This window comes from Alteraurantiacibacter aestuarii (genome assembly GCF_009827405.1).
GTDB lineage: Bacteria > Pseudomonadota > Alphaproteobacteria > Sphingomonadales > Sphingomonadaceae > Alteraurantiacibacter > Alteraurantiacibacter aestuarii.
The window spans coordinates 40,230-62,734 of sequence record NZ_WTYY01000002.1; the positions used below are offsets into that span (position 1 = coordinate 40,230).

A 22,505-nucleotide genomic window follows, 5' to 3' on the forward strand; every position below is an offset into this window, starting at 1 on the left:
CGCCTCTAGCCGCCCTTCTCCCCCGTGTCAGCAGTCAGACGCAAGCAACGCGCCTTTTTATGCTGCGCGGCTCGATGCGGATGACACATCCACCTGCATGAAACGCCGTGCGCGGGCGGGCGCGGGGCTTACCGGGGCGGTGCTGTCTGCGCTCAGCGATGCCAGCGGCATGCCCGCTGCGGCCAGCTGATAGGGCGATACGCGGTGGCGCGTGCACAGGCCATTGGCCCCGTCGCTGATCAGCGGTGTTTCAAACTGCACGCCCTGTGTGGCATCCTGCGAACGCCGCACCATTGCCACGGCCAGCTGGCCGCCGCCCAGGTCCAGCACCAGATCGGTGCCGATGGGAACATCCAGCAGCCCTTCGATCATCGCACCGGTGCGCGACAGATTGCGCAGCACGGCATCATAGCGGTGATCCTCATGGATCACACCAATGCGCCGATACAGCGTGCGCCGGTCTGACCGGTGCTTTGCCGGACCGACCGGCTCGTAGATGAAATCACCCGATGCGAGCTTTTCCATCACCACGTCCTGGCAGACCGGGCGGGAGAAGATGAAGCCCTGGATCTGCGTGGCGCCAAGTCCCAGCAGCAACCGCAGCTCGTCCATCGCCTCCACGCCCTCTGCCGTGGTCTGCATGTCCAGCGCGTGGGCCAGGCTGATGATGGCAGTAATGATGGCGGCGTTGGGATTGCCTTCCTCGCAGCACCCGCGCACGAAATTCTGATCGATCTTGATCTTCTCGAACGGGGCGCGGCGCAGATAGGCGAGCGAGGAATAGCCGGTGCCGAAATCATCCAGCGAGAGGCGCACGCCCATTTTGGTCAGCTTGGCGAAGATGGCGTCGACCATGGAGCTTTCCCCCATGAACACGCCTTCGGTAATCTCCAGCTCCAGCCGGTTGGCGCGCAGGCCGGTTTCGTCCAGGATCGTGGCCACCAGCGATGGCAGGCCGCCGGCAAAGAACTGCTGGGCCGAGATATTCACCGAAACGCGGATGTCGCCCGGCCACTGCATTGCATCCGTGCACGCCCGGCGCAGCGACCATTCGCTGATCCGGCTGATCAGGTTGATCTCTTCGGCCACGGTGATGAAGGTGCCGGGGCCGATAGCCCCCAGTTCCGGATGATCCCAGCGCATCAGCGCTTCGAATGCGATAACCTTGTGATCCGTGCTGCGGACGATCGGCTGGTAGTGCATCGTCAGTTCATCATTGACGATGGCGTCGGCCAGTTCCTCACCGATCTCGCGCTGACGGCGGGCATCATTGGCCAGGTCGCTGGAATAAAAGCGGTATTGCCCGCGCCCTCCGGCCTTGGAGGCATAGAGCGCAAGGTCGGCGCTCTTGACCAGTTCCTGCCGGTTCAGCCCGTCATACGGAGCAATGGCGATGCCGATTGACGCGCCGATGGTGGCCCGGTCACCGTTCAGCGAATAAGGCTGGGAAACCATCTGGATGATTTTCTTGCACAGTTCACCCAGCTTCCCGCGATCATCCACATCGGGCACGATGATCTGGAATTCATCGCCGCCCAGCCTGCCGATCTCCGCAGGTGCGACAACAATGCGCTGCAACCGCTGCGCGACCTGCCGCAGCAATTCATCACCGGCCGGGTGGCCAAGCGTGTCATTGACCTTCTTGAACTTGTCCAGATCCATCATCAGCAAGGCGCAGGACCGTTTGGCGACGCGATAGGATGCGAGGATGGAATCGAGCCGCTTTTCCATGCGGTGACGATTGGCCAGACTTGTCAGCGTATCGTATTGCGCCAGCTGCGATTCACTGCGCTGGCGGACAAATTCGGATGAAATGTCCTTTGCGCTGCCACGAAAACCGATGAATCTTTCCGCCTCGTCGTAATGCGGCCGCCCGGTGATGCTCCACCATTGCGCGTCATCCTCGCCTCTCAGCCGCACTACAAGATCGCGGAATCTGGTGCGCGATCCGAGGAAGAAGCTTAGCGGTCTCTCACCCTCCTTGTCGCTGCTTTCATCGAAAGTCTCGATCAGCTCGGCAAGCGACTGGCCGACAACCTGCTTGCCGTCGCCAAATTTCTTGGCCGCGGAGTTGGAGAGATAGGTGAGCCGGTTCTCCGCATCGGTGGCCCAGAACCAGCCGATCTCGTTCTCTTCGAAGGCATCAAGCATGGCCAGCCGTGCGGCCTGGTCGATCTGAACCTGAGGGGATTTTTCACGCACAGCTGCGGAGTTGGCGGAGCTGCCACCCACTTTCCGCAACATGTTTCGTACAACCATTTCCCGTCGAACCCCCCAAGGCACTGCCAACGGGGAAAGACCCCGACTGATGGGGATCAAGTGTAAAGGATCAGAGTTACCAAATCCTTAATTCGTCACTTCGGCGGCGATTGCGCTAGCTGGCCTTCTTGAGTTCACCGTTAACCACGGGCTGTGGAGAAGCCCCCAGAACTGCCAGAATACGGCCCGCGGCATCGCGCTGCAGCGGGTTTGCAAACTCCACGCCCATCTTGTTCTCCTCGCACCAGCGCGATGTGCAGGCGACGTAATAATCCTGTGAAATCTGGAGCTTGAACACCGTTCCATCGGGCACATTCCACAGGCCTTCAATCAAGGCGCCAGTGGTCGAGATATTGCGGATGGTGCCGTTATACAGCGTATCGCAATGGTCCAGAACAACCCGGCGCAGCATGGACTGTCGCGGCGCACGGGCCGAACGCGGACCATTGGCAATTGCCGCAAGACCCGATTCCAGCCGCTCCAGCGCCGCCTCGGCATTGAGCGGACGCTCATAAATATAGCCCTGCACGTGGCTGCAACCATGCATGCGCACCAGTTCCAGCTCGTCCAGCGTCTCCACCCCTTCGGCGGTGGTTTCCATACCCAGCGCATGGGCCAGGCTGGTAATGGAAGCGATGATGGCGCCGTTGCGGCTGCCTTCCTGCGTGGCCCCGCGCACAAAGCTCTGGTCAATCTTGATCTTGTCGAATGGCGCTTTCTTGAGATAGCCGAGCGAGGAATAGCCCGTGCCGAAATCATCCAGCGCCAGACGCACGCCGATCTGCTTGAGCGCGGCGAACATCGCATCGGTGCCCTCATCGTCGGACAGAAACACGCTTTCAGTGATTTCCAGCTCCAGCCGATCGGCACAAACGCCGGCCTGAGCCAGCGCGCTGGTAACCACGCCCGGCAGATTGGGACTGGAGAATTGCAGCGGTGAAACATTGACGGCGACCCGCACATCTTCCGGCATCTTTGCCATGTCATGGCATGCGGTGCGCAGCGCCCATTCGCCCAGTTGTGCAATCAGCCCGGTGTCCTCGGCAGTCTGGATGAAGCGGGACGGAGGAATCCAGCCCTTGACCGGATGATGCCAGCGCAACAGCGCCTCGAACCCGGCAATCTTCTCCGTCGCGGTGCAGATGACCGGCTGATAATAGACCTGCAGGTCACCCTTGGCGATGGCATCGCGCAGATCCTCTTCCATCTGCGCGCGGGCCTCGGCCTCGGCATGCAGGTCCTCGGCATAGAAGTGATAGCGGCCACGGCCCGCATCCTTGGCGGCATAGAGCGCAAGATCGCCATTGCGGATCAGGTCGTCGCTCGTCTCACCGTCTTCGGGGGCAAGCGCAATGCCGATGGAAACGCCGATCACCACCCGCTGGCCATCAATGGCATAGGGCTGCGAAAGCGCGTGAATGATCTCGCGCGCCAGATCGGCCAGTATCTCGCGCTGGTTGCGGCCCGGCACGATGACCTTGAATTCATCGCCGCCCAGACGCCCGACCTGGCCCATCTTGCCAACTGCCCGCTCCAGCCGCTTGGCGACCTGCTTGAGCAGGGCATCGCCGGCCGGGTGGCCCATCGTGTCATTCACCTGCTTGAAGCGATCCAGATCCAGCAGCAGCACGGCGCATTCGCGATTGGCGACCTGCTGGGAGGTGAGGATCTTTTCCAGCGCCTGGGTAATCTGGAAGCGATTGGCGAGGCCGGTCAGCGAATCGAACTTGGCCAGCCGCGAAGCCTCTTCCTGGCTGCGCCTGCGCTCTGTCAGATCGGTTCCGGAACCGCGAAAGCCGACAAAATTGTTGAAGCTGTCATAGATCGGCCGACCGCTGACAGACCACCACAGTTCCTCCCTCCCATTGGCCGCGCGTACCGGCAGTTCCTTGAAGGCCGACCGGGCGGATAGATGGAACATCAAGGTTCGCTGGCTCTCATCACCCGATACGTCGAGGTTGAACAGCTGCACCAGCGGCTGACCGATGAGGTTTTCGGAATTCAGGCCCAGCGATTCAGCGACCGGTCCCGAAACATAGGTGAGCAGAGAGCGGCGATCGGTTTCCCAGAACCAGCCCTGCCTTGTGCCTTCATAATCGGACAGAATGTCTCGCGCCCGCGTCTGCGCGCGTTCCTGCGCGGCGCGCAATTGCTGTTCACTCGATTGTTCGGCCAGCTGTTCGCGGTTCACAAAAATGGCAAGAACGGCTGCGGCCAGCAGCGCGGCAATGCCTGCCAGCGAGAAGCCGGAAATAATCGCCGAGCTCCAGATGGAAAATTGCGCGGCAAGGATCATGCCCGGCTGGCGGCGCAGATAGGCCGCGGCAATCGCCCCAACGCCAAGAAGACCGGCGCCCGCAACATCCCAGGGAAGATTCCCCTGCACTGCCCATTGGGTCATGCCAAAGCCGAACAGCAGCAAGGGGGTGATAACCACGGCGAAAGTGCATGCTATCCGGCCAAACTGCGAAGCGTGGCCGGCAAAGCGGTGCGCGCGCCCGACCAGCGAGGCAATGGCGACGGCGGCCAGCAGGGTGATGGTGGTGACGACGCCCGGTCGCTCTCCGACAGTGACCATTCCCACGCCAACCGCCATCATCAGCGTCAGGACCAGATAGGGCCAGCGGTGAGGAAACAATTCCTCGAAATTCGGCTGCGGCGCGGTCACCACCAATGCGCGCTCTGGCTGCACGTCACGGCGGGTGGTCATGCGCCTGTCAGGCGCCATTGCGGGTTTGCCGGCATTACCGGGATAGGCGGGACCGGGATAGGTAGAGGTAGAGGTAGAGGTAGAGGTAGAGGCTGGATGGGGCGCCAGCGCCTTTGAAATCGCCTTGATCTGCGGGGCAGAACCGGGAGGTTGCGCACGCACGGGGGCATCGCTCACGGATGATATATCCCGTGCGCCGCGTATGCGCTGCAATTGTTTCGCCCCAACCATGCCGGATGCATTGCAGCAGTTGGCTTTGAAAAAGAGTTAACCGGCAGGTGAGAAACGGTCGCCTGCCTGAAGGTAATTCCTCGCCTTCGCGGGCACTTGAGTGGCCGCGCTTTCGAGTTACTATCGCCCCACCTGCCAGTTGAGGGGGTATTGATGGCCATTCGTCACATCGCGATTATCGGTTCGGGGCCAGCAGGCTATTATACGGCGGAAGCTGCGCAGAAGGCCTTTGGTGACGATTTACGGGTCGATATTTTCGATTTAATGCCAGTACCTTACGGGTTAATCCGTACCGGCGTCGCGCCCGATCACCAGTCCATCAAGGGCGTATCCCGGCGCTATGAGAAAGTCGCGCTGACCGACAATGTCCGCTTTGCCGGCAATGTCATGCTGGGCCGCGACGTCTCTCTGGATGAGCTGCGCGGGCTTTATGACGCAGTTGTTCTGGCCACGGGCGCGCCAAAAGACCGTGAATTGGGGATAAGTGGGCAGGATCTTGGCAATGTGTTCGGCAGTGCCGCCTTTGTCGGCTGGTACAATGGCCACCCGCAATTCACCGATCTGAACCCCGATCTTTCGGGCAAGACTGCGGTGGTGATCGGCATGGGCAATGTCGCGCTCGACGTGGCGCGCATCCTGGCCAAGACCCGCTGCGAATTTGCCGGCAGCGATATTGTTTCGCACGCGCTCGAAGCGATCTGCGCCTCGAAGCTGGAGCGGATCGTGATCCTTGGCCGGCGCGGGCCGCACCAGATCATGATGACGCCAAAGGAACTGGGCGAACTGGGCCACCTGGAACGCGCCTGCCCGCATGTGTCGCCCGGCGACCTGCCCGATGAGGCGGAGGATGCGCTGCTGGAGCCGGGGTTGCGCAAGAGCGTCACCATCTTGCGCCAGTTTGCCGCCATCCCGGAACATATCCGCGCCGAAAAACCCATCGCCATCGAGTTCGCCTTCTTCGCCCAGCCCGTGGAACTGCACGGCGACGGCAAGGTGCAGGAAATCGTCGTCGAACAGACCGCGCTAGTGCGCGGGCGGGCGCAGGGAACGGGCCAGAGGGGCACGATCAAGGCGGACATGGTCGTGTCCTGCATCGGCTATCGCACCGTGCCCATCGCGGGCGTGCCGTTTGATGAGCGCGCGGGCCATTTCGCCAATGACGAAGGGCGCATCCTGCCGGGCATATATTGCGTTGGCTGGGCGCGGCGCGGACCGTCGGGCACGATCGGCACCAACCGCCCCGATGGCTATTCCATCATTGACCGGATTACCGAGGATATGGCCAGCGGCGCGCTGGGCAGCGCCGACAAGAAAGGCCGCGAAGGCTTTGATCTGCTGGCCAGGGAGCGCGGGCTGGACGTGGTCACTTTCCGCGACTGGAAGAAGATCGAGGAAGCCGAGGAAAAGCTCGCCCGCGAAGGCGCCCCGCGTGAAAAATTCGTCGATGTGGCGGCGATGATCAGGGCGAAGGATTAAGCCGAGATCGAGGCTTCCGGCGCTATTTCGCGTCTTGCGCCGTCTCGCTGCCGAACTGGCTCAACCACTCGCCCCACGCGCTCATGCGTGTGCCGAAGCCTTGCATGTGGGCACCGCAAATCTGTGAAAAATCCGCAAACCGGGTTTCGACTGCGGCAATCGACTCTTCATCTTCAAGGTCACCGATACCCTGTCCGGTTGTGCCTTCGTAATAGCCGACGAAATAATTGACCGCGTAGATGAATGCCTGCCGCGTTTCCTCGTCTTCGAATTGCGTGCTGAACATCGATGCCCAGACGGCACATTGCTTGGCCTCGATCGGGTCAAGAGCCACGTCCTGCGCCATCGCCGCCCCCGGCAGCATTGCCAGTGCAGCGCCCGCGAATGCCAGCTTGCGCATCATCACACGCGCATCGGCATAAGAACGTAGAGCGCCGGGCTGTTTTCATCCTTGCGGATCAGCGTGGGCGCTCCGGCGTCGGCGAGGTGGAGTTCCACCACATCGCTGTCGATCTGGTTGAGGATGTCCTTGAGGTAATTGGCGTTGAAGCCGATTTCCATCGGCTCGGACTTGTAATCGGCGGGCACTTCTTCAGCCGCATTGCCGTTGTCCGGGCTGGTGACGGACAGGGTGACCTTGTCCGTTTCCAGCCCCATCTTCACCGCGCGGGTCTTTTCCGTGGCGATGGTGGCCACACGGTCGACACCGGCGAAAAATGCCTTGGGATCGACGCGCAGCAGCTTGTCATTGCCGGTGGGAATAACGCGGCTGTAATCGGGGAAAGTGCCGTCGATCAGCTTGCTGGTGAGGACAACGCCGCCCTCCCCGCCCAGCGTGAAGCGGATCTTGGAGGCGGACAGGTCCACCAGCACATTGCCGTCCTGCGCCTCTTCCAGCAGCTTGCGCAATTCGGCCACGGCTTTGCGCGGCACGATCACGTCGGGCATCCCCTCTGCGCCTTCGGGGCGATCGATGGTGAAGCGCGCCAGGCGGTGGCCATCGGTAGCGGCAGCCTTCAGCACCGGCTTGTCATCTTCGGCGACATGCAGGAAAATGCCGTTGAGGTAATAGCGCGTTTCCTCGGTCGAGATGGCAAAGCGCGTGCGGTCGATCAGTTCGGCCAGCAGGCTGGCGGGAATTTCGAAACTGGTCGGCAGGTCGCCTTCCACGATTACCGGAAAATCATCGCGCGGCAGAGTGGGCAACTGGAAGCGTGCGCGTCCGGCCTTCACCACCATGCGGTTTTCCGCCGTTTCCAGACTGACCTGCGATCCATCGGGCAGCTTGCGGGCAATGTCGAACAGCAGGTGGGCCGAAACGGTGATCGATCCGGCATCTTCCACCGATGCGGCATCGAGGCTTTCGATGACCTGCAGGTCGAGATCGGTCGCCATGATCTTTACCGTACCGTCTGACGACGCTTCGATCAGCACGTTGGACAGGATCGGGATCGTGTTGCGCCGTTCCACCACGGATTGCACGTGGGACAAACAGCGCAGCAACTTCGCGCGTTCGATGGTGGCCTTCATTGCGTACTAACCCCTATTCGCGCGCTGGCTGTCCGGAGGGGACCGGAATCGCCCAAAAGCGCCGGAAATGATGCGGACAGTCTTAACGGGGGAGCCAAAGGGGGCAAGGATTGAACGACGTTAAGGCTGATTCCTTGGGGATAAAAGCGTGTTTCTGGTTTCGGTCGCACGCGCAATTGCCCTCAGGCGCGCACGCGAAAAGAACAGGATTGACCGCTCTCCCATATATCAAGTATTCATGATATATGGATTCGATAAACCCGACCGCCATGTTTGCCGCGCTCAGCCAGGAAACCCGGCTGCAGGTGTTTCGGCGATTGATAAAGGCTGGGCCGAAGGGCCTGCTGTCAGGTGAAATCGGCGAGCAGATGGGCGTGCGGCAGAATACCATGTCTGCCAATCTGGCGATCCTGCTGAATGCCGGACTGATCAGGAATGAGCGGCAAGGCAGATCGGTCCGCTACTTTGCGAATATTCCGGCCATATCCGATCTGCTGCGCTTCCTGCTGGAGGATTGCTGCGGCGGTGACAGCGCCCTGTGCAATCCGCTGGTGGCCAGCCTTGCATCCGTATCCGAGGACCAACGATGAGCATTGTAATCTACCACAACCCGGACTGCGGCACATCGCGCAACGTGCTGGAGATTATCCGCCAGTCGGGCGCAGAACCCACGGTGATCGAATATCTCAAGACGGGATGGACGCGCGCGCAATTGCTGGGCCTGTTTGCCGCTGCCGACCTGACTGCCAGGGAGGCGCTGCGCACAAGCAAATCGCCTGCGCAGGAGCTGGGACTGCTGGATCCGGAAGTGGATGAGGACACCTTCCTTGAGGCGATGGTGGAGCATCCGGTTCTGGTCAATCGCCCGATTGTGTGCAGCCCTGCAGGCGTGGCCCTGTGCCGTCCATCCGAAACGGTTTTTGCCTTGTTGGGGACGCCTTCGGGGACAGAATTCACCAAGGAAGATGGCGAGGCAATCACGGCGCCATGACGCATGACATGCCAAATATCGATGCTGACAGTCTGCACCCTATCGATGCTGCACGTCTGACACTGGCGGGGGAGCCCGATCATGCTCCGCGCATATTGATGCTGTATGGCTCCATGCGGGAACGGTCATTTTCCCGGCTGCTGACGCAGGAGGCGGCGCGTGTGCTGCGCAATTTCGGGGCACAGGTGCGCATATTCGATCCCGCCGGGCTGCCTCTGGTGGATGACGCATCCGAGAACCATCACAAGGTGCAGGAATTGCGCGAATTGTCCCTGTGGTCAGAGGCGCAGGTCTGGTGTTCGCCTGAACGTCACGGTGCGATGACGGGGCTTATGAAAACCCAGATTGACTGGTTGCCGCTGGCCCCCATTGGCGGCTTTCGCCCCACACAGGGCCGCACCCTTGCGCTGATGCAGGTGTGCGGCGGATCCCAGAGCTTCAACACACTCAACCAGATGCGCATTCTGGGCCGGTGGATGCGGATGATTGTCATTCCCAACCAGTCCTCGGTTGCCAAGGCCTTCCTTGAATTCGATGACGATGACCGGATGAAGCCATCGCCCTATTACAACCGCATGGTGGACGTGATGGAAGAACTGATGAAGTTCACCCTGCTGACGCGTGGCCGCGCGGATTACCTGACCGATCGCTATTCCGAACGGGTGGAAAGCGCCGAGGCTGTTTCGGCAAGGGTCAACCAGGCTTCAGCCTAGCTGATCATCGCCATGCCGCCGTTCACGTGCAACGTCTGGCCGGTGATGTAGCCTGCTTCCTTGCTGGCCAGGAAGGCCACGGCGCTGCCGATATCCTCGCCCTCGCCCATGCGTCCCATCGGGATGCGGGCGTTGAGCGCTTCCTTGACGGTATCGGGCAGGACGTCGGTCATCGGCGTGCGGATGAAGCCGGGAGCCACGCAATTGGCGGTGATGCCGCGGCTGGCCACTTCCTGCGCAAAGCTCTTGGTCATGCCGGTGATGCCGGCCTTGGCGGCGGCGTAGTTCATCTGGCCCGGATTGCCGGTGGCGCCCACCACGCTGGTGATGGTGATGACGCGGCCGAAGCGGGCCTTCATCATCGGGCGGGCGGCGGCGCGCATCAGGCGGAAGGTGCTTTCCAGGTTGAGCGAGATCACCTGGTCCCACTCCTCATCCTTCATCCGCATGGCGAGGTTGTCGCGCGTGATGCCGGCGTTGTTGACGAGGATATCGAGACTGCCCAGCGTATCGATCGCGGCGGGGATCAGTTCCTCCACCTGCACCTTGTTCGAAAGGTCGCAGGTGATCTCCACATGATCGCCCTGATCGTGCTCAAACTGATCGTTCAGCTCCTCGCGAAAGGCGCGCAGCTTGCTGCCGTTGGAGCCTGACAGCGCGATGCGCGCGCCCTGCGCGGCAAGAGCGCGGGCAATGGCCGAACCGATCCCGCCACTGGCGCCGGTTACAAGGGCATTCATTCCGGTAAGGTCGAACATCGTCAAATCTCCGCGATCAAATGTCTTTGGCCAGTGCTTCGATGTCTTCCATCGAAATCAGGCTGGTCTGCGTGCTGTCGGGCAGAATCTTGCGCACCATCGGGCCAACCACCTTGCCGCCCACTTCCACGAAATGGGTGATGCCCGCATCGCCCATCGCCATGATGCTTTCGCGCCAGCGTACGCGGCCGGTCACCTGCCTGACCAGCAGGTCCAGCTCGGTTGCCGGATCGCTGGTGAGCGTGGCGGTAAAGTTGGAATAGACCGGCAGCAGCATTGGCGCGGGCGGCGTGGCGGCCAGCGCCTGCGCCATCGCATCCGCCGCAGGCTGCATCAGCGAGCAATGGAAGGGCGCCGATACCGGCAGCGGCACGGCGCGCTTGCAGCCAAACTCCCTGGCCATTTCCACCGCGCGCTCAATCGCGCCGGTGTGGCCGGACAGCACGACCTGCCCCGGGTCATTGTCATTGGCGACTTCGCACACTTCGCCCTGCGCAGCGGCTTCTGCCAGCGCGGTGGCTTTCTCCAGATCGGCACCGAGCAGGGCGCACATGCTGCCCACACCCACCGGCACGGCGGCCTGCATCGCCTGTCCGCGCAGCTTGAGCAGGCGGGCGGTATCGGCGAGGCTGAACGCACCCACGGCGGCCAGCGCGCTATATTCGCCCAGCGAGTGACCGGCGACGGCTTCGCCCTTCTGCGCCAGCTTCACGCCGAATTCGTGCTCCATCACACGGGCAATGGCGATGGAATGGGCCATGATGGCGGGCTGCGCGTTCTCGGTCAGCGTCAGCTGGTCTTCGGGTCCATTCTTCATGATGGCGAAAAGCTTTTGCGAAAGCGCATCATCCACTTCCTGGAACACTTCGCGCGCAGCGGCGCTGGCTTCAGCCAGTTGTGTGCCCATGCCCACTTTCTGGCTGCCCTGTCCGGGAAATAAAAATGCGATCATGTGAAGCTCCTCTGTGGCGCGCCGGATATTGCGGGCTGTGCGATCAGGCAAGGCCGAAGGGGACAATCCTGTTGGCAGCATCGTGGCCGATGTCGGCGCGGCCAAGATAGGCGATGCCGGCCTTTTCGCACCAATATTGCGCAATCTGCTCCTCATCAAAGCCGAACGGGCGATCATTTTCGGGCACCTCGGACACGCGCCCCAGCCTGATCCCGGCAATGCCGCGCAGGTGCTGGGTGACGTGGAAGAACAGGCGGTCAACGGCATACAGATGCTCGGCCACTTCCTCCACAAGCACCACGTGGCCGGTCAGGTCGGGCATGAAATCGGTGCCCACCAGCATTGCCAGCGACATCAGGTTGAAGGCGGCCACCGGCTGGTCATCGATGTCCGGCTCCAGCCCCGAATCCTCGCCCGACAGGTAATCCAGCACGCGGCGCACCGCATCTGCGCCGCCCGCCCGGCGGATATCGCCTGCCAGCGGACCATGCACCGGCCTGCCGATTCCATGCTTGTACAATGCACCCAGAATCGTGCCGCAGTCCGAATAGCCAAGGAATGTCTTGTCATCCGCGCAATCGGCCAGCCCCGCCAGCGCATCGCCGACGATGCGGTTGGAGCCATATCCACCCATCGCGAACCACACCGCATCGGTGCCCGGATCGTTGGCACAATCTAGGAAACCGGCCAGCCGCACGCCGTCGTCCCCGGCGAAATGTCCCGATTCTTCAAAGCACTGCGGATGGAAGTGCAGCTCCGCGCCGGGATACTCGCGCCGGGCCAGGTCCAGCACGGCGTCTGCGCGCTCTCGCAAGATCGGTTTTCCCGGACAGCAAAGGGCAATTCGAAGTGTCATGAGGCCTTTCCTAACATCCGCTTCACAAAGCGCCACTCCCCGAATAGGTGAGGGGCAATGAACAGCTTCGCCTCTATCCCGCTCCTGTCCCGACCGTTCTTCTTCTGCGGCATCGGAGGATCGGGAATGCTGCCGCTGGCGATGATCGTCAAAGGCCTGGGCTGCGATGTGGCCGGCTCCGATCGCAGTTACGATCAGGGGCGCACGCCGGAGAAGTTCGCCTGGCTGGCACAACAGGGGGTGGAGCTGTTTGCGCAGGATGGCAGCGGCATCACTTCCCCGCAGCAGGTTCTGGTGGCCTCTGCCGCGATTGAAGACACCGTGCCCGAAGTGGCACGCGCGCAGATGCTGGGCTGCGAACGGCTGACCCGGGCAGAACTGCTGTCCCGCCTGTTCAACGCCGCCCCGCTGTCGCTGGCGGTGGGCGGCACCAGCGGCAAGAGCACGGTCACCGGCATGCTGGGCTGGATCCTGTACCAGGCGGGCACTGATCCCACGATCATGAACGGGGCGGTGATGAAGAACTTCATCTCCCCCACCAACCCGTTTGCCAGCGCGCGTATCGGCCACGGCAAGGCGTTTGTAAGCGAAGTGGATGAAAGCGACGGATCGATCGCGCTTTACCGCCCTTCCATCGCGGTGCTGCTCAATGTCAGCCTCGACCACAAGAGCATCGAGGAACTGCGCATGCTGTTCGGCAATTTCGTCAAGGTTGCGGGCAAGGCGGCAGTCAATTTCGACAATGACGAGGCGCGTTTCCTTTCGGAAAAGGCCAGTGATGTGATCTCGTTCGGCATCAGGCATCCGCAGGCCATGATCGGGGTGGAGCCGGGCACGATTATCGAGGATGCCGACGGCATAGCCGCGCTGGTGGTGGACCGGCGCACCGATGTTGGCCATTCGCTGCGCCTGCCCATGCCCGGCATGCACAACCTTTCCAACGCGCTGGCGGCGATTGCCGGGGCGGTTGCGGCAGGGGTGGAAGTGCACGATGCGGCAATGGCGCTGAGCACTTTCAAGGGCCTTGCGCGCCGTTTCGATGTGGTTGGCACCAGTGCGCGCGGCGTGACGGTGATCGACGATTTCGGCCACAACCCGGAGAAGTGCCGCGCCACGCTGAGGACGCTCAAGCGCCACAATGGCCGCGTGATCGCTTTCTTCCAGCCGCATGGTTACGGCCCGTTGCGGCAGATGGGCCATGAACTGGCGCATACTTTCGCCGCCGAGCTGGGCGATGATGACATCACCATCATGTGCGATCCGGTCTATTTCGGCGGCACTGTGGATCGCAGCCAGGGGACCGAGCGGATCGTGCAGATGATCATCGATGCCGGCGGCTATGCGGAACATATTGCCGAGCGCGCGGACTGTGCCGCCAGGATCGCGGCAATCGCCCGCCCGGGGGACCGCGTGGTGGTGATGGGCGCGCGCGACGATACGTTGAGCGAATTTGCCAGAGAACTCCTTGATTCGATGGATTAACCATTGATCGGCGTCAAAGCGCCCTGCCCCGCCGCCACATACACTGACCCGGTTCGGCAAACGGGAGACATGGCATGGCACTGACAAACCAATCGATGGTCGGCAACTGGGTTACGCATGGCAATCAGGAAGGCTGGAGCTACCCCGCATCAGGCCAGTGGAAAGGCAATCTGGTGGTTTCCGCAGGCGGCACCACCACCATGCGCTTCACCGATGGCAATATTGCGCCCACGCGCAGCGGGAACTGGAGCCTGAACGGCAACAAATTCTCCATCATCGATACCGAAGGCACGCGCTGGATGGCCACCGTCGCGCCCAATGGCAGCACGATGAGCGGGCCGTATGATTCCGGGCCTCCGGGTGCGGGTGATGGGTCCTGGGGCGCGCGCAAGCTCTGAGCCGCAGCGGGCGGCAAGACTTTTGCAACGACTTTGCGCCTATCCCTACCCTCACGGGACGCAGGAAGGGGCACAAGGACTTGATCAAGAATTATCGCCCGGGCGGTATCGGCATGATCCAGGCGGAACCTGGCACGTATCTGGTGCACGCCTATTTTGATGACAACCAGGTCGATCTGGTGAAGGCCAATGTGGTTGGCTGGCAGATCGGGTCCGAACGGATTTTGACCCCGCTGGTGATCGATCCGCGCGCCGCGATGGACGAGACATGGTTCGTGATCCATCCCGATGGCCGCGTGGAATGCAACGATGGCCGCTGCTGGAATGACGTGGACAGCTGGATCGTGGAAGAACGCCGCCTGCGCCGGGATGCCGCCTGACGCCGGAACTCTAGTGCGCGCCGATCCGCAACACCTTGTGCAGCAGGAAAACGATCACCGCGCCCAGCACCAGCCCGAAAATGGCTGACAGCCCGGCATAGGTCGCCCAGCCCAGAATGCCGCCCAGCGGACCTGTGACCACTTCCACGCTATGCTGCATATCATGGGCGAAATGCGCCGGCAGCGTCACGCCGACCTGCTCCAGTCCGTGCAGCACAATGCCGCCGCCCACCCACAGCATCGCAATCGTGCCTATGAACGCCAGTGCGGTGAGCAATTTGGGCATGGCATTGACGAGGCCGCGCCCGATCGACTGGACAATTGCCGATGGCTTCCTGGCCAGATGCAGGCCGACATCATCCATCTTCACGATCAGCGCCACTGCGCCATAAACCACCAGCGTGATGCCAATGCCCACCACCGCCAGCACGCCGGCACGGGTGATCAGGCTCTCATCGGCCACTTCGCTCAGCGTAATGGCCATGATTTCGGCCGACAGGATCAGATCGGTGCGGATGGCGCCTGAAACGCGCTGCTTTTCGAACTCCACCACATCGTCGATATCGTCCTCAAGTGTCTCGCCGTGTTTTTCCGCGCCCAGCTTCTCCAGTACCTTTTCCGCGCCTTCATATGACAGGTAGCAGCCGCCCATCATCAGGATCGGAATGATCGCCTGCGGCAGGAAATAGCTCAGCAGCAGGGCACCGGGCAGCAGGATCAGCAATTTGTTGATCAGGCTGCCGCGGGTGATCTTCCAGATGATCGGCAGTTCACGATCAGGGGTGAAGCCGGTGACATAATTGGGGGTTACCGCCGCATCGTCCACCACCACGCCAGCGGCCTTGGTCCCCGCCTTGCCCGCGGCCACGCCGATATCGTCCATCGAAGCGGCGGCCGCGCGGGCGATGATCGCGACGTCATCAAGAAGAGCTACGATGCCACTTGGCATGGGGATTCCTTGCTATTGCGTTGTGGGCGCTGTGTGCGTTGTGCCGGAACTGCTGGCGAGGGGAGCGGGCGTACCCAGCCTATCGCGCAAGACAAGTCAATTGGCGCGCCGGATCAATTTGCCCGATAGACCACGATCCTGACCGCAGGCCCGTCTGCTCCCGTCGCCAGGCCCAGCGTGCCGATATAGCCGCCCTGCCCCAGATACTGGTATTTCCCCAGAGGCGCCTCGAACACCGGGCTGGTCCGCACCGGCACTGGTCCGTCTTCTCCCGGCGGGCAGATGGTCCCGGTGTTGACCACGTTGATCACCACGCCATCATCTGTGCGCAGGAAATAATCGGCCACCACATCGGTGCAGCCATCGGCGCGGTCGAGCTGCCAGTCCCAGCCCATCGGCAGGATCTCTCCGCGTATGTCCGGCCCTTCGAATGTGCCGCCGGTGATGGGGATGATCCGCCGTGTGCCGCGCGCGGTTTCCCCCACTTCCACGACCTGGCCCAGCGTGACGGTGGATTCGTAGAGCAGTTCCAGGCCCGGATCGGGAGCATCCTGCGCTGCGGCCCCTGTCGCTGTCGCTGTCGCTGTCGCTGACGCTGCGCAAAGGCAAAGCGCCGCTGCCCTTATGTACTTGCCGAACATGTATTTCCTCCTCAAGACCGTGGCGCGCACGCTAGCGGTGCTTGCATTGCTGCGCAATTTGTCTATGAGCGCCGCTTCCACAGGGCCGACGGGCCTTGTGGAAACCACTCTTACGGGTGGAAATCTCAAAGAAAGCCGGAGGGGCCCCGCGATCCGCGCGGACAAGCCAGCGATCGGCATGGTAGTGAAAGGAAGCGCAAGATGGCTCTGTACGAGCATGTCTTTCTCGCGCGTCAGGATCTGAGCCAGGCTCAGGTTGACGCGCTTGCCGCAGCCGCCACGGAAATCGTGGAGGCCAATGCAGGCAAGGTCACCAAGACCGAAACATGGGGTCTGAAAAGCCTCGCATACAAGATCGACCGCAACCGCAAGGCGCATTTCGTGATGCTCAATATTGAGGGTCCCGGAAGCCTGGTGGCTGAGCTCGAACGCCAGAACCGCATCAATGAAGATATCATCCGCTGGCTGACTATCGCCGTGGATGAGGAGGAGGAAGGCCCCTCCGTCATGATGCGCAAGAACGACCGCGACCGGAAGCGTCGCTCTGACCGTGAGGAGCGTAACTGATGGCTCGTCCGTTTTTCCGTCGCCGCAAGTCCTGCCCGTTCGCGGCCAAGGATGCCCCCAAGATCGATTACAAGGATGTGCGCCTGCTTCAGGGTTTCATGTCCGAGCGTGGCAAGATCGTTCCCAGCCGCATCACTGCCGTTTCCGGCAAGAAGCAGCGCGAACTGGCCAAGGCGATCAAGCGCGCCCGTCACCTGGGCCTGCTGCCCTACATCGTGAAGTAAGGAGGACTATACCATGGAAATCATCCTCCTCGAACGTATCGAGAAGCTCGGCACCATCGGCGACGTCGTCTCCGTGCGTGACGGCTATGCCCGCAACTTCCTGCTTCCGCAGAAGAAGGCCCTGCGCGCCAACGAAGCCAACAAACAGGTTTTCGAAGCGAACCGTGGCCGTCTGGAAGCCGAAAATGCGGAACGCCGCACCCATGCCGAAGCGGCTGGTGAAAAGGTCGCTGGCGAAGAGATCATCCTGATCCGCGCCTCGTCCAATTCGGGCCAGCTGTACGGTTCGGTCAACGTGCGTGACGTTGCTGCCGGTCTGGTCGAAAAGGGCCATGACATCGACAAGAAGCAGGTCATCATGGGCGCTCCGATCAAGACGCTGGGCATGTTCGACGTGACCATCGCCCTGCACCCGGAAGTCCACGTCACCGTGAAGGCCAATGTGGCCCGTTCGGAAGACGAGGCTGCGCTGCAGAGCCAGGGCATCGACGTCATCTCGCAGATGAACGAAGATGAGCGCGGCGAGGCCGAAGGCTTCACCGAAGAACTCGATCCCGATCGCGAACTGGGCGAACTGCCCACTTCGGAAGACGAAGACGCTGCTGCCGAAGGCGAAGCAGAGGCTGGCGAAGAGGAACTGGGCTGAGCCCACCCTCCGCTTGCACACAAGCAATGAAAAAGGGCGCTATCCTTCGGGATGGCGCCCTTTTTCGTGGCACAAGTCCTTGTCGCGGTCAGTCGATCACCGCCAGCCCGTCTCCGCCGGTGCCGGTGGGCAGGCGGCGCAGCACTTTTCCGCTGGCAAAATCGATCTCGGCAATCGTGTCACGGGCGGTTTCGGCGGCATAGATGCGCTCGCCATCGCTGGACACCACCAGCGTCACCTGCACCGCCTCTTCCTTGCCCGAAACGAGGATCGTGCGTGAAACAGTGGCGCTTGCCTCATCAATCACGCTCAGATCGCCATCGCCAAAATTGCTGGTGACCATGCTGTCAGTGCCGGGACCGGCATCGCCCGGCACAGCGGCAAGGCGGATCGGCACTGCGCCGGTCAATACCTGCGCCGTCACCTCCAGCGTGTCGGGATTGAGGCGATAAACCTTGTCATCCATGTTGGAGCCGACCCACAGATCCTCTCCATCGCTGGACAGGGCGACCGCCTCGGTCTCTCCGCCCAGCTCCCGGCGGGCGGTTTCCTCCCCGGTTTCAAGGTCATAGCGGATCACGCTGCCGTCAGCGACAACCGTGCCCCAGGCGACTTTCCCGGCCTCGTCCACCGCCACCATATGGGGGCCGGAGCCGCCCTTGCCAATTTCCTCAACTTCGGGACGGGCCGACAGCGGACGGTGGATCACGAACAATGATCCGCGCCCTTCGGCGGTGGCCACCAGCATGCCGTTTGCATGCCAGACAACCGCATGCGGGCGGGCACCGGCACCCAGATCAATATGCGCCACCCGCTGCAGATCGCTGGTGTTGTATATCTCCAGAGAACTGCCCCCGTAGCAGGCGAGCGCAACATGCGCGCCGTCTGGTGAGACCGAAAGTTCGTGCGGATTGCGACAGGTGGGAACGTCAGCCGTTTCCCGTCCGCTGGCCAGATCGATGCGCGAAAGGCTGTTGCCGCGCTTGTTGGCAACGAAAAGAGTGCCGGTGACGTCACCTGACGAGGCGGCAGGCCCGCCGCCAGCTTCAAGCACCGAACAACCGGCCAACAGGCCCAGACAGACAATTGATGCCGCAATCCTCACTGGCTTCCTCTCACCTGGAGAAGGTCCCACGCGATCTGCGCTAGCTTAACCTCACTCAGTTCACCCATCGGGTTTCGACAGAATGCTTCCTAATCCGACAGAGAACGCACGATTGCGCGGCCAAGTTCCGGTTTTGTGACGCTTCCCATGTGATCGCCGGGTATTTTGACCAGAACGGCATCGGGTAAAGCCGCCGCCAGTGCATCGGGTGAACCGTTGTCGCGGTCATCCTCTCCGCACACAACCAGCGTGGGCATGGTGATGGATGCAAGATCGGCGCGTTCCATGTCCTGCACCGATTGCAGCAGCAGGCGCGCGGCCACGCGGTCAATCTTCATTGTCTTCATGAACTGCACGGCAAAGAACGCCGGATCGCCGCTGCGCACCGTGTCAAAACGGTCGATCGCATCGATGAAGAAGGTGGAGCGTGCGTGCCAGTTGTCGAGGCTTTCCAGCCCCATGCCCGCCAGCACCAGCCGCCGCGGGCGCAGGCCCGCAATCACGCTGCCCGCCGCGGTGCGTCCGCCCAGCGAGAAGCCGGCCAGGTCATATTCCGCCAGCCCCAGCGCTGCGACGAGGGCCTGCACATCGCGCACCAGCACATCGGGCGGATAGGCTGCGGCATCTTGCGGCGCGGCGCTGGCCCCATGCGCGCGCAGATCGGGCATGATCGCGGAAAATCCGGCATCGGCCAGCATTTGTGCATGGCCGAACCTGATCCAGTTCATCTGCGCGCTGGAGAACAGGCCGTGGAGCAGCAGCACCGGGCGTCCCTCCCCGGTGTCCGGGTCCAGCCGGTGGACGGCGAGCGCGGTCCCGTCAAAACTCTCTATCTGGCTGGTGGCAATGTGTGACACGCAATTCCTTCTCGTTTCGGTTGTTAAGTGAAACCAATATGCATATGTAGCCCACCACACTGACAATAGGCCGGAAACACGCAATGGCGGAAGCTGATCCGCAAATTTCCCAGGAAAATGCCGACGTGCAAGCCGCCGCGCCCCAAAAGCGCTCGATCAGGCCGCTGCGCATTGCCCTGATGCTGGCGCTGCCGCTGGCGATTCTGGTCGCGGGCGTGTTCTACTGGCTGGGCCTGCAGGGCAAGGTCACCACGGACAACGCCTATGTGAAGCAGGACATGGTCGCCGTCAGCAGCGAAGTGGGCGGCAAGATCGTGGACGTGCTGGCGCATGAAGGCGATATGGTGGGCGCGGGCGACGTGCTGTTCCGCATCGATTCCGAGCCATACCAGCTGCAGATCGCGCAGGCCGATGCCGCCATTGCCACGGCGCAGGCCAATGTCACCGCGATGGAGAACGATACCGACCTGACCGGCGTGGACATTGCCGCCGCGCGGGAGGATATCGCCTTTGCCCGCAGCAAGCTGGAGCGCCAGCAGGCACTGTGGGAGCGCGGCTTTACCACGCGCGCCGATTACGATGCGGCCACTCATGCGGTGGCGCAGGCAGAAGAAGCGATGCGCCAGGCGCAGGCACGCCAGACAGAGGCTCGCGCCCGGCTTGCCCGCGGGGCAGCTGTTCCCGGCACCGACCCGCGCATTGCCGCCGCGCAGGCGCAGCGCGCCAGTGCAGAGCTGAACATGCGCCGGACCGAGGTGCATGCACCGTTCGCCGGTCGCGTGGCGCAGGCAGACCGCCTGCAGGCCGGCCAGCAGGTGCTGCCCAACCTGCCGGTGCTGACGCTGATTTCAGAAGACAGCACTTACGTGGAGGCGAATTTCAAGGAAACCGACCTTGCGCAAATGGCTCCCGGCCAGCGCGCGGAGGTACGTTTCGATGCCTATCCCGATCTGGTTCTGCGCGGGCACGTGGCCTCCATCGGCGCGGGCACGGGCTCGGAATTTTCCGTCCTTCCGGCACAGAATGCGTCCGGCAACTGGGTAAAGGTGACGCAGCGCGTACCGGTCCGCATCGCGCTGGATGAAGCCAGCCCGCGCGCGCTGATCGCGGGCCTTTCCACCCATGTGACGATCTACACCGAAGAAGGCGAGTAAGCTTGGCCAGCGCGGCGCAGGGCCGACCGGGCGCAGGCAAGCCGGGTGCGGCAGGAGGAGCAGCGCCGCCCGCAGACATCGCCCAGCTGCCGGTGCGCAATCACATATTGCTGATCATCGGAGTGATGACGGCATCGCTGCTGCAAGTGCTCGATATCACCATCGCCAATGTGGCGATCCCGCACATGCAGAGCACGCTGGGCGCCTCCCCCGATACCATCAGCTGGGTGCTGACCAGCTATATCATCGCCAGCGCCGTTGCCATGCCGATCACCGGCTGGCTGGCCGACCGGGTGGGATCGCGGCGGCTGTTCCTGATTTCGGTGACGCTGTTCGTGCTCGCTTCCATGCTGTGCGGGATGGCGCAGAACCTTGAGGAGATGGTGCTGTTCCGCGCTTTGCAGGGCGTGGGCGGGGCCTTCATCGCTCCGCTCAGCCAAAGCTCGCTGCTCGATACCACCCGCCCCAGTCGCCAGCCGCAGATCATCGCGCTGTGGGGCATGGGGGTGATGATCGGCCCGATCCTTGGGCCGGTACTCGGCGGCTATCTGACCGAGACGATGAGCTGGCGCTGGGTATTCTTCGTCAACGTGCCGGTGGGCATGGTGTGCATCGCCATTCTGCTGTCCGAACTGCCCAGCCGGCCCATCCGGCGGCGGCGTTTCGACCTGTTCGGCTTTTCCATGATCGGTCTGGCACTGGCCTCGCTGCAATTGCTGCTGGACCGGGGCAATGTGGTCGACTGGTTCACCTCAATGGAGAGCTGGATCTATACCGGCCTGACCATTTCCGCCGCATGGGTGGCGGTGATCCACCTGTCCACCGCCAGCAATCCGCTGTTCGAGCGGCGGCTGTTTGCGGATGTGAATTTCGTCATCGCGCTGGTGTTCATGGTGGTGGTGGGCGTGGTGATGTTCGCCACCATGGCGCTGCTGCCGCCGATGTTGCAGCAATTGTTCGGCTATGACGTGATCGATACCGGGCTGGTGCTGATGCCGCGCGGCGTGGGCGTGCTGGTATCGATGCAATTGTCCGGCCTGCTGATGAAGCGCGGGGTGGATGCGCGCTGGCTGGTGGCGCTGGGCTTCCTGACAGGCGCATGGTCGCTGCATGAGATGGCCGCGTGGTCGCTGGAGGCGGACCGCATGCATTTCATCATAACCGGACTGGTACAGGGACTGGGCATCGGGCTGGTGTTCATCCCGCTCAACGCCACGGCCTTTTCCACCCTGCCCCCGCATCTGCGCACCGATGGATCGAGCCTGCTCAACCTGATGCGCTCGGTCGGCTCATCAATCGGCATTTCGGTGGTGATGACCTTGCTGGCGCGCGGCATTCAGCGCAACCATGAACAACTGGCCGCCCACGTCACACCGCAGTTGTCGACCGCGCTCGATCTGTCCTCGCTCGACCGTTTCCAGCAATATGGCCAGGCGGCGCTGAGCGTGGCGGATATGGAAGTCACCAGGCAGGCGGCGATGATCGCCTATCTCAATGATTTCGAGATGATGAAATGGCTCAGCCTGGCCGCCGTGCCGCTGGTGCTGCTGATGCGCAAATCGCCGCGATACGGGCGCTGACCCGCCCTCCCCGCCAGTTGCGGCGGGAAGAGCGGTCAGTTGCGCC

General features: G+C 62.3%; 23 protein-coding genes. 12 read left to right on the forward strand and 11 right to left on the reverse strand.

Translation table 11 applies throughout. The features are described 5' to 3' along the window. Positions 1-57: 57 nt before the first annotated feature. Both GRI32_RS02785 and GRI32_RS02790 read right to left on the reverse strand, forming a co-directional pair. Positions 58-2,259 carry a putative bifunctional diguanylate cyclase/phosphodiesterase gene (locus tag GRI32_RS02785; protein WP_160589626.1) on the reverse strand — a complete coding sequence of 734 codons (2,202 nt, stop codon included), beginning with the start codon at positions 2,257-2,259 and terminating at the stop codon, positions 58-60. Between the two features lie 115 nt (positions 2,260-2,374). Continuing rightward, positions 2,375-5,146: an EAL domain-containing protein gene (locus GRI32_RS02790; protein WP_337190140.1), complete on the reverse strand. Its 2,772-nt coding sequence runs from the start codon at positions 5,144-5,146 to the stop codon at positions 2,375-2,377. 213 nt (positions 5,147-5,359) lie between these two features. Here GRI32_RS02790 and GRI32_RS02795 point away from each other — a divergent pair, with 213 nt between their 5' ends. Further along, positions 5,360-6,676: an FAD-dependent oxidoreductase gene (locus tag GRI32_RS02795; RefSeq protein ID WP_160590200.1), complete on the forward strand. Its 1,317-nt coding sequence runs from the start codon at positions 5,360-5,362 to the stop codon at positions 6,674-6,676. A gap of 22 nt (positions 6,677-6,698) precedes the next feature. Here the strand turns inward: GRI32_RS02795 and GRI32_RS02800 are convergent, their stop codons facing one another. Together GRI32_RS02800 and dnaN are read right to left on the reverse strand one after the other, a co-directional pair. Then, a complete protein-coding gene (locus GRI32_RS02800; RefSeq protein WP_160589627.1) occupies positions 6,699-7,079 on the reverse strand; it encodes a hypothetical protein in 381 nt (126 codons plus the stop codon). After that, complete coding sequence (gene dnaN, locus GRI32_RS02805) at positions 7,079-8,206, reverse strand: DNA polymerase III subunit beta (RefSeq protein WP_160589628.1); 1,128 nt, start codon at positions 8,204-8,206, stop codon at positions 7,079-7,081. The genes GRI32_RS02800 and dnaN overlap by 1 nt, the downstream gene beginning before the upstream one ends. A gap of 245 nt (positions 8,207-8,451) precedes the next feature. Between dnaN and GRI32_RS02810 the strand changes: the two genes are divergently transcribed. From GRI32_RS02810 to arsH, 3 genes are read left to right on the forward strand one after another with little or no spacing between them, the layout of a single operon-like run. Then, positions 8,452-8,796: an ArsR/SmtB family transcription factor gene (locus tag GRI32_RS02810; protein ID WP_160589629.1), complete on the forward strand. Its 345-nt coding sequence runs from the start codon at positions 8,452-8,454 to the stop codon at positions 8,794-8,796. Beyond that, a complete protein-coding gene (gene arsC, locus GRI32_RS02815; RefSeq protein WP_160589630.1) occupies positions 8,793-9,197 on the forward strand; it encodes an arsenate reductase (glutaredoxin) in 405 nt (134 codons plus the stop codon). The genes GRI32_RS02810 and arsC overlap by 4 nt, the downstream gene beginning before the upstream one ends. An 8-nt stretch (positions 9,198-9,205) precedes the next feature. After that, a complete protein-coding gene (gene arsH, locus GRI32_RS02820; RefSeq protein WP_419866756.1) occupies positions 9,206-9,910 on the forward strand; it encodes an arsenical resistance protein ArsH in 705 nt (234 codons plus the stop codon). Here the strand turns inward: arsH and fabG are convergent. The 3 genes from fabG to GRI32_RS02835 are packed head-to-tail and all read right to left on the reverse strand — an operon-like array spanning position 9,907 to position 12,476. Continuing rightward, a complete protein-coding gene (gene fabG / locus GRI32_RS02825; RefSeq protein ID WP_160589632.1) occupies positions 9,907-10,668 on the reverse strand; it encodes a 3-oxoacyl-[acyl-carrier-protein] reductase in 762 nt (253 codons plus the stop codon). The two genes, arsH and fabG, sit on opposite strands and share 4 nt — an antisense overlap. Before the next feature lie 16 nt (positions 10,669-10,684). After that, positions 10,685-11,620 carry an ACP S-malonyltransferase gene (gene fabD / locus GRI32_RS02830; RefSeq protein ID WP_160589633.1) on the reverse strand — a complete coding sequence of 312 codons (936 nt, stop codon included), beginning with the start codon at positions 11,618-11,620 and terminating at the stop codon, positions 10,685-10,687. Between the two features lie 43 nt (positions 11,621-11,663). After that, a complete protein-coding gene (locus GRI32_RS02835; protein WP_160589634.1) occupies positions 11,664-12,476 on the reverse strand; it encodes an LD-carboxypeptidase in 813 nt (270 codons plus the stop codon). A gap of 57 nt (positions 12,477-12,533) precedes the next feature. Here GRI32_RS02835 and GRI32_RS02840 point away from each other — a divergent pair, with 57 nt between their 5' ends. The 3 genes from GRI32_RS02840 (at position 12,534) to GRI32_RS02850 (ending at position 14,736) form a co-directional block, all read left to right on the forward strand. Beyond that, complete coding sequence (locus tag GRI32_RS02840; protein WP_160589635.1) at positions 12,534-13,958, forward strand: glutamate ligase domain-containing protein; 1,425 nt, start codon at positions 12,534-12,536, stop codon at positions 13,956-13,958. Between the two features lie 74 nt (positions 13,959-14,032). Further along, a complete protein-coding gene (locus GRI32_RS02845; RefSeq protein WP_160589636.1) occupies positions 14,033-14,356 on the forward strand; it encodes a hypothetical protein in 324 nt (107 codons plus the stop codon). Between the two features lie 80 nt (positions 14,357-14,436). Further along, entirely contained in the window at positions 14,437-14,736 is a 300-nt protein-coding gene (locus GRI32_RS02850) for a hypothetical protein (protein WP_160589637.1), read from the forward strand. Positions 14,737-14,746: 10 nt separating this feature from the next. On the opposite strand, the gene GRI32_RS02855 is transcribed toward GRI32_RS02850, so the two are convergent. Together GRI32_RS02855 and GRI32_RS02860 are read right to left on the reverse strand one after the other, a co-directional pair. Further along, positions 14,747-15,685: a DUF808 domain-containing protein gene (locus GRI32_RS02855; RefSeq protein WP_160589638.1), complete on the reverse strand. Its 939-nt coding sequence runs from the start codon at positions 15,683-15,685 to the stop codon at positions 14,747-14,749. A gap of 113 nt (positions 15,686-15,798) precedes the next feature. Then, positions 15,799-16,326, reverse strand: coding sequence for a DUF3237 family protein (locus GRI32_RS02860; RefSeq protein WP_160589639.1), 528 nt, complete (start codon positions 16,324-16,326; stop codon positions 15,799-15,801). Positions 16,327-16,527: 201 nt separating this feature from the next. On the opposite strand from GRI32_RS02860, the gene rpsF reads away from it, so the two are divergent. Genes rpsF through rplI form a run of 3 tightly spaced genes read left to right on the forward strand, consistent with a single transcriptional unit; the run spans position 16,528 to position 17,763 of the window. Further along, the gene (rpsF, locus tag GRI32_RS02865; RefSeq protein WP_160589640.1) at positions 16,528-16,893 is read left to right on the forward strand and encodes a 30S ribosomal protein S6; all 366 of its coding nucleotides are present in this window, start codon (positions 16,528-16,530) and stop codon (positions 16,891-16,893) included. Next, entirely contained in the window at positions 16,893-17,117 is a 225-nt protein-coding gene (rpsR, locus tag GRI32_RS02870) for a 30S ribosomal protein S18 (protein ID WP_160589641.1), read from the forward strand. The genes rpsF and rpsR overlap by 1 nt, the downstream gene beginning before the upstream one ends. 13 nt (positions 17,118-17,130) lie before the next feature. Beyond that, positions 17,131-17,763, forward strand: coding sequence for a 50S ribosomal protein L9 (gene rplI, locus GRI32_RS02875; RefSeq protein WP_160589642.1), 633 nt, complete (start codon positions 17,131-17,133; stop codon positions 17,761-17,763). 88 nt (positions 17,764-17,851) lie between these two features. On the opposite strand, the gene GRI32_RS02880 is transcribed toward rplI, so the two are convergent. Both GRI32_RS02880 and GRI32_RS02885 read right to left on the reverse strand, forming a co-directional pair. Continuing rightward, positions 17,852-18,832, reverse strand: a complete 981-nt coding sequence (locus GRI32_RS02880; protein WP_237437356.1) for a Vgb family protein — start codon at positions 18,830-18,832, stop codon at positions 17,852-17,854. A 125-nt stretch (positions 18,833-18,957) separates the two neighbouring features. Beyond that, a complete protein-coding gene (locus GRI32_RS02885; RefSeq protein WP_160589643.1) occupies positions 18,958-19,725 on the reverse strand; it encodes an alpha/beta fold hydrolase in 768 nt (255 codons plus the stop codon). A gap of 83 nt (positions 19,726-19,808) precedes the next feature. On the opposite strand from GRI32_RS02885, the gene GRI32_RS02890 reads away from it, so the two are divergent. Next, positions 19,809-20,879, forward strand: a complete 1,071-nt coding sequence (locus GRI32_RS02890) for an HlyD family secretion protein (protein ID WP_160589644.1) — start codon at positions 19,809-19,811, stop codon at positions 20,877-20,879. A 2-nt stretch (positions 20,880-20,881) separates the two neighbouring features. Next, positions 20,882-22,459: an MDR family MFS transporter gene (locus tag GRI32_RS02895; protein WP_160589645.1), complete on the forward strand. Its 1,578-nt coding sequence runs from the start codon at positions 20,882-20,884 to the stop codon at positions 22,457-22,459. Positions 22,460-22,505: the final 46 nt, after the last annotated feature.